Consider the following 6,993-nt stretch of genomic DNA (forward strand, 5'->3'; position numbering starts at 1 on the left):
AATAAAAAAAGACACTTCCCCTAAGAGGCAGTGTCCCACTGAATCTGTAACTTTAGCAGTTATTATTATATTTTTCACGATCAAAAATCCTCACCTAAGGCCTATCCTTTACGACTTTTCAGCTCACAAGTCCTCAAAAGCTAACCTCAAGCTGTCCTGAGTCGCTGCCACTAAACTATCATCTTGCTGGTCATATCCGTACAATAGTAACAGAAGCGATATATGAATGGATCGAAACCTGGCTAATTTCAAGGTAGCAGTATCAGCCTCTCCGTAAATGCTAAAGAACATTCTCCTGCCCTCCCAAGGCAAGTAACTATAAACGAACGATAGATCAACAGCCGGATGGCCAATATGTACATCTCCCCAATCAATAACTCCCGAAATGAGTTGATTATCATCTGCGAGCACGTTACGGATATGAAGGTCACCATGCACAAGGCATTGAGTGAAGCTGCTGTTCCCACTTTCCTTAATGTTCTCCCCATCACCTAAAGAACTTAGAAAAACATCTAATACCCGGCGATCCGACCATAAGCCTAACTCCATTGCTTTATTCATATTGCTATCCACTTGGCTTAATCTTTTAGTAAGATCCAGCCTCCCCAGCAGGTCGTTCGGTACACCCAGCTCCTTCGCCTTTGCCACTGGAAAACGGTGCAGCATGCTTAAAAATTGAGCAAGCGGCAGCGCTGACTGCATTCGTTGTTCAACTGTAATTACTCCTGGCGATTCGCCCACTATAAACCGATATCCTGCAAAAGGCCACAAATACCTTTCTTCAGGCTTTCCTATAAACACCGGCTCAGATACCGCTAATGGAAGCCCCAATGAGTAAAGATGCGGCAGCAGCGCGCACTCAACCAGCAGTAAATCTACCGCAATAGATCGTCGGGGAAACCGAAATACATACTGTTCATTGACTTGATAAACCGTGTTGTCAAATCCTTCGCCGATTAGCTTGACCGTTACTGGAACAAGCTCAGGGAATTGAGTGCTGATTAATTCTAACGCCACATCGTTGGTTACAATCTGCTCCGCAGCCCAAGGCTTGACCAATTACTTCAGCTCCATTCTTAGCATGTTCTATATAATACCTCTGTTTGTCCGTTCCAAACAAAGCTTATTAATACCAAGACAAAGACAGCCCCATCTCAGAAAATTGAAGAATAAATGGAATATTTCGTCATAGTAATCCATTTGGAATCGTATACATATACCGATCATCCCATTCAGATCACAACCCATTGAAGACCCCATTTTTCCCAAAATGAGGGGCCAAATTGAATTAAGGTGGTGTTTTTCATGGAAATGTTACTGTTGGTGTTGGTTGTCGCAGCCGTCATAGTATGGTTGGTTATCAGAAGCAATGCGAAGTGGAAAACGATTGAGGCCGGTACCGCCAATGCGGTGGCAGAGATTGAGGCAAAGCACGCTTTTCTTAAGTCTAATCAAGTGAAGAGCCGCATACGCTCGACGGATAACATGGGTGCTGTCCAAGGATCCTCCGGTCACGGTTCCATCAAGCTCGAGGTTCCGGAAAAATATGTCGACCAAGCAATCTCTTTAATCGCAAACAATTTTAAAGAATAACGGATAGAAGGATAACCGGCTGCTGCCGCTTCACTTTATAATTACTTACTCCAGCAGCCCTAATTCCCTCGCTCGCACGATCGCTTGCGCCCTTCTCTTCACGTCTAGCTTTCCATACAGATTAAACATATGGTTTTTGACGGTTCCTTCTGTTAGTCCAAAATGCTCGGCAATTTCCTTATTGGACAAGCCATGAGCAAGCGCCTGGAGCATCTCCATCTCTCGGTTGGTTAGTGGGTCCACCAACGGCTGTGCAGCTTTGACTGATTCAGTTCCACGAGCCCTTTCCTCTTCTTCCGCCGCTTCCGGCATTGCACGGGAATCCACCAATGATTGTAAATATACCATCCGCGAACACAACATATCCAACACAGCCAACCTTTCCTCTGTAAAAATCCCGAACACCAGACTATTCTCCAGATATAGCACCTTGGGGAGGCGCTTACCTGGATATGGAATAGGAAGACATAGAATAGACCGTGACTTCTGAAGCCGAATATAGGGATCAGATGCATATATACTCTGCGACGCATCAGATAGCACGACCGCCTTGCCAGTTCGAACGGCGTAATGAACAAGCGAAGCGGCAAACATAGCGGTGTTTTTCCGGGCAGGCTTCGGACCACTTGACGCTTCAATGCTGAAAGATTCCTCTAAGGGATTGATTACGTATCCTTTCTCCGCACCCGCATAACGTAGTGCCGATTCAAGGAAACGTTCTGTCAATCGTTGTTCACTTCGTTCACCCGGCCAAACGGCGGCTTGCCGCATGACTGTCTCATCGATATTTCTAAAGAGTTCCGATTCGCGAGCGTTCTCAATTAGGCGGACATCCTCCACCACTTCGCTTGCGTTAGCACCCACCGCCTGAACCGTTTCTAATTCATAGACCTGCTTGCCAAGACGAGTGGCTGCCAATTCACGAAACGCTGCATTCGCAACTACCTCTAATTGCTCAGGATACTCGGCTTGTAGCCTTCGAACTTTAACCATTGCCCCCCAGCGAGAATAGGCAATGCAGGTATCAACCAATAAAGCATCTGCAGCCGAAGCCATTCCAATGCCTTTATAGTAGACAACCGTACGCTCACCAGCTATGGCTTCCATCCATACATATCCTTCTTCGCGTGCAGCTGTAAGCGAATGCTCATACTTCTCCGCCGCGGCTGCTTTATTTCCGTTAAACCGCTCTAACTCAGCTTCAATAAGAATATAATCGGACGATTTCTGGCTGAAGCCTCCAAACTCCATCTTCATGGCACGAAGATGCTTGGTCATGATGCCAAGGATCCCTTTGCGTTTATCTGCCGACAGCCCTCCCTCCGAATAAAGCGACGCCAGCGACAAAGAATGGTAAAGCTGCTGTTTACGTATCAATAAAGGTCCCTGATGGTTGCAATTAAGCTTATTACTGCGATCTACCCATTCGAGCACTTCACGATAACGACCCGACAGATATGCAGCCTCGATATGGCAGATACAATAATAATAAGCTTGGTTTCTTTGAGTTTCGTTGGAATGTTCCTCCTGTATCCACTCTTCGAATTCACCACTGTCGACAGATTCATCCTGCAGCATTCCCATATGCCAGCGAGCGATGCGAAACACTCTTAAAGTAACTTCATTCAGCAGATGCCGTGACAATTCGTATTGAGAAATACAATCTGATAAACTGTACAGATCCCCAACATGATTGAGGATACGAATCGACATAGAGTAACCAGTAAACATCAAATCTCCGGATTCTAACCCATAACGCACGGACTGATCCATATTCGCGACTACCTCAGCAGGAGATTTATATTGTGCGATAAGGCCCATGATAAAGTGGAGTCGGCATTTAAGAACCTTGTTTTCGAATGGAGCCGCAAGTTCATTAGCAATCTCCACCAGCCTGTATCCACTGCTAAAGCGATTAAGCCCGAATGTCAGAAGTGTGCCGTACGCGCCTAACATAAAGGCAAAAGCTTCGTTATTGCCGTGCTTTAACCCATGGCGGACGAATCTCGAATAAAGCACACCGCTTAATTCTGCATTTTCTATAAATGCTGGTGCCGCGATCGCCATGACTAAATCAGACAAAGCTTTATAACGGGGCTCGTTGTTCAGCGGTAGATGGGGCAGAACATCACGTTTACGGTAAAGCGCCCAATGTGTTCGTGCCAGTTCCCCAGCCATAACTGATCTTGACGGCTCTGCCGGTATTTCCCAACCAAATTCTTTCAGTGCCTGCAGCCCGATGTCCACAGCTGCACCGTCTCTTTTCAAAAAAGTATTCATCGCTATTCGAATCAAGTAAATACTGGAACGCTCCACTAGATCCTTAGAACGCCTCATCAACTGCCCAAGCAGCTCCTCTGCGCGTTCCTCACGACCACACATATACTCACATTCAGATAGCTCCATCATCAATTGTGTCACGAGAGCGTCTTTCTCTTCATTATGACCTCCGAGCAGCTGCAGCCCTGCTTCCAGAAAATGCTGTGCTGCTGAGTATGCCGTAGACGCCTTCGATTTCATACCGGCCCGCAGATTACACTCAGCAAGTTTTCTCTTCTCTTCCTCGTTCATTATCTCTTCCGAACCCAAGTTCAAGTGATGCACGATCTCGAAGATCAATTCCTCTTCTTCGAGAACAGCCTGGCGGAGCATAGCCCGCCCTATTTGCAGATGCAAGCCCGCTTTCTCCGATACGGGGACGGTATCATAAGCAGCCTGCTGAACCCGGTCATGCAAAAAACTGAAGCGACATGCATCTTCCCCCGTCTCATCCGGGGGCGTCTCGCACCATACTAAGCCTTGCTCCATAGCAGGGCGTAAAACTTCTATCATGTGCTGTACCGACTGCTCGCATATCATCGCCACTTTGGACAGGCGAAAACTGTATCCGATGGCACTAGCTACGCCAAGAAGCTTAACCGTATCAATCGGCAGCGTATGAAGATGTGCTTCGATTAATGGAAGCGCATCTTCATACTCAGGCACTTGCCTGATAGCAGCTTCATCCCAAGTCCACATAGCTAGTTCTGTATCAAAAAAGAGCTTTTGCTCTCGATGTAGGGCCTCCAGAAAATGGTGCATATATAAAGGATAACCGCCTGTTTTTTGATAAAGGAGCTCAGCCAGCTGCCGAGTACGTCCCGTATCTTCATGAAGCACGACCGCAACAAAACGAACCACTTCCACATAGGGCAGTGGATTCATCTTAATATGACGGATAACCGGGTGTGTATCCACTTCAAGCAGAGAAAGAGATTCCCTGATCAATGCCACCGCCGCCGCATGGTCTACCCCACCTTCTCCCCACTTTGGCTTTGTTTCAATCTGGTATGTACCCAGTATCAATAAACCATGCAAGGAAGCATCCTGCAAAAGAACCCTTAGCACCTCCATAGTAGCCGTGTCGGCCCATTGGAGGTCATCTAGAAATATTACAAGCGGATATTCCCTACCCGCGAATGTTTGAATGAAAGCTGGAAACAGCTGGCGAAAGCGCACTATCGCCTCGGCAGGCGGAAGCTGCTCTACAGCAGGAAGCTCCCCTAGTAGCGCCGATGCCTCGGGAAGTAGCTCGGCAATAATACCCAGGTTAGTGCCCGTTGCATCCTTTATTCGTTTCGTCCATTCGGCAACCCGTTCAGGTGTTTCCCTTAGCATTTGCCGAACAAGTCCCCGACACGCTTGAAGAACTGGCGCGAACGGGGTGTCCCGATTCATGAAATCGCATTTACCTTCAATAAAGTAGCCATCCTCTCGAAGGACCTCCGTCTGAAGCTCACGGATCAGCGCGGTTTTACCACTGCCCGCCCGACCCGTAACGAGCACAAATGCAGAAGCTCCTGCGCGGGCTAACTCATAAGCATCCCGAAGCTGCTCTTCTTCCGCAGCACGGCCGATTAGAGCCTTTGGAAGATGAAATCTACCTACAGCATCTACCAAACCTATCTCAAAAGGAATAACTTCCCCAGCTTCCTTATTAAAGGAGGCGGCACATTGCCTTAAATCGGCTAATAAACCATAGGCGCTTTGATACCGGTCTTCTGGTGCTTTTGCCAGCAGCTTCATGATAATGTCAGATAACGATCCTGCAACCTCTGGACGAAGCTTCTCTAGAGGGATCGGCGGCATGGCGAGATGAGCATGAACCCACTCCTCCGCATTCTGTGCCTGAAAAGGCATGCGCCCAGCAAGCATCTCATAGAACATGACACCAAGTGCGTATAAATCACTGCGCTTATCAGGTGCAAGATTCATTCTGCCCGTTTGCTCTGGAGACAGATAGGCATAGTCCAGCTTGCGCCCATCATTAAGAATAGCTTGGCATACTTCTGCTTGTCGTATCCGAATCCCCGCTGGATTCAAGTCTCGTATAACCGTGTCCTTCCTATGCAGCCCATAAACCAGCTCTACCATTGCAATCGCTACATATATAAACGGCGAAACCCCGATAGTTCCGTCCAATAAATTCTTTAGCTCAATGTCATCCATTTGCCGCACTGATGCTGCTCCCCCACCCAATTAACAGAAATTATCTTTTTTCCAACTTATACCTCATTTCATTCTATCACCATTTCAATAGAGGGAATAGATGCTAAAACTGTCGAAAACCACTATTTAATGATTTTTATTAATGGTTTTGTCATAGTTTTGATATAAAAGTACTAGGTAAAGTGTTTTTTCGAGCAAGTTATACCTAATAATTTAATTAAAACTAATAAAATGTCAGGTTATGTAACTTTGGTTAGATGTCTTTTCATAGTTAGTTCTATAGAATGAAATCAACTTGCAATGCAAGAGGAAGCTAATAAGGGGAGCGATAATTCAATGAATCCAAAATCAAAAGTTACCGCAGGCATACTTGCTATTTTAGTAGGAGGTTTCGGTGTTCACAAGTTCTATTTGGGCAAAACCTTGCTTGGTGTAGTTTACTTATTGTTTTGCTGGACAGGTATTCCGTCCATTATCGGTTTAATTGAAGGTATCCTTTATTTGACCAAAACAGACGACGAGTTTCAACGCAAATACGCTTCAGCTTAAGATTACTCAAGCGTGAGAGAGACTTGGAAGAGTTCATTCCAGTCTTCAAGAAGCCATTACCTTCGGGTAATGGCTTTTTTCTTGTTCTTACAAGCCCCGGCTCATCCCAAATCCGAAATCATAAGAAACGTGATCGATGCTATGCTCCTCCACTTCATCCTCCATACCCTCCATGTAATTCCTTTACTCCGTGCTTTGCGTTCATTCCCTACTTCTTGACACTTCTTAACAACCAATCTTCGATCCGGTGTTCATAGCCATTGCACTCGCTTTTTATTACACGCTTCCATCCACAACATGCCGTAAGTAGTGCTCCTACCTTGGGAACGGAGCATCACTCAATCTGCTTTCTTGGGGTGCGTT

The 6,993-nt window shown here is 46.3% G+C and carries 4 protein-coding genes; 2 read left to right on the plus strand and 2 right to left on the minus strand.

The window, feature by feature from the left end:
- Positions 1 to 123 precede the first annotated feature (123 nt).
- Complete coding sequence (locus GC093_RS04480) at positions 124 to 1,059, minus strand: phosphotransferase (RefSeq protein WP_171650675.1); 936 nt, start codon at positions 1,057 to 1,059, stop codon at positions 124 to 126.
- Between the two features lie 246 nt (positions 1,060 to 1,305).
- Here GC093_RS04480 and GC093_RS04485 point away from each other — a divergent pair, with 246 nt between their 5' ends.
- Positions 1,306 to 1,593, plus strand: coding sequence for a putative signal transducing protein (locus tag GC093_RS04485; protein WP_171650676.1), 288 nt, complete (start codon positions 1,306 to 1,308; stop codon positions 1,591 to 1,593).
- A gap of 45 nt (positions 1,594 to 1,638) precedes the next feature.
- On the opposite strand, the gene GC093_RS04490 is transcribed toward GC093_RS04485, so the two are convergent.
- Complete coding sequence (locus GC093_RS04490) at positions 1,639 to 6,081, minus strand: AAA family ATPase (protein WP_171650677.1); 4,443 nt, start codon at positions 6,079 to 6,081, stop codon at positions 1,639 to 1,641.
- 336 nt (positions 6,082 to 6,417) lie between these two features.
- Here GC093_RS04490 and GC093_RS04495 point away from each other — a divergent pair, with 336 nt between their 5' ends.
- The gene (locus GC093_RS04495; RefSeq protein ID WP_171650678.1) at positions 6,418 to 6,630 is read left to right on the plus strand and encodes a TM2 domain-containing protein; all 213 of its coding nucleotides are present in this window, start codon (positions 6,418 to 6,420) and stop codon (positions 6,628 to 6,630) included.
- Positions 6,631 to 6,993: the final 363 nt, after the last annotated feature.

It is taken from the genome of Paenibacillus foliorum (assembly GCF_013141765.1).
Taxonomy (GTDB): Bacteria; Bacillota; Bacilli; order Paenibacillales; family NBRC-103111; genus Paenibacillus_S; species Paenibacillus_S foliorum.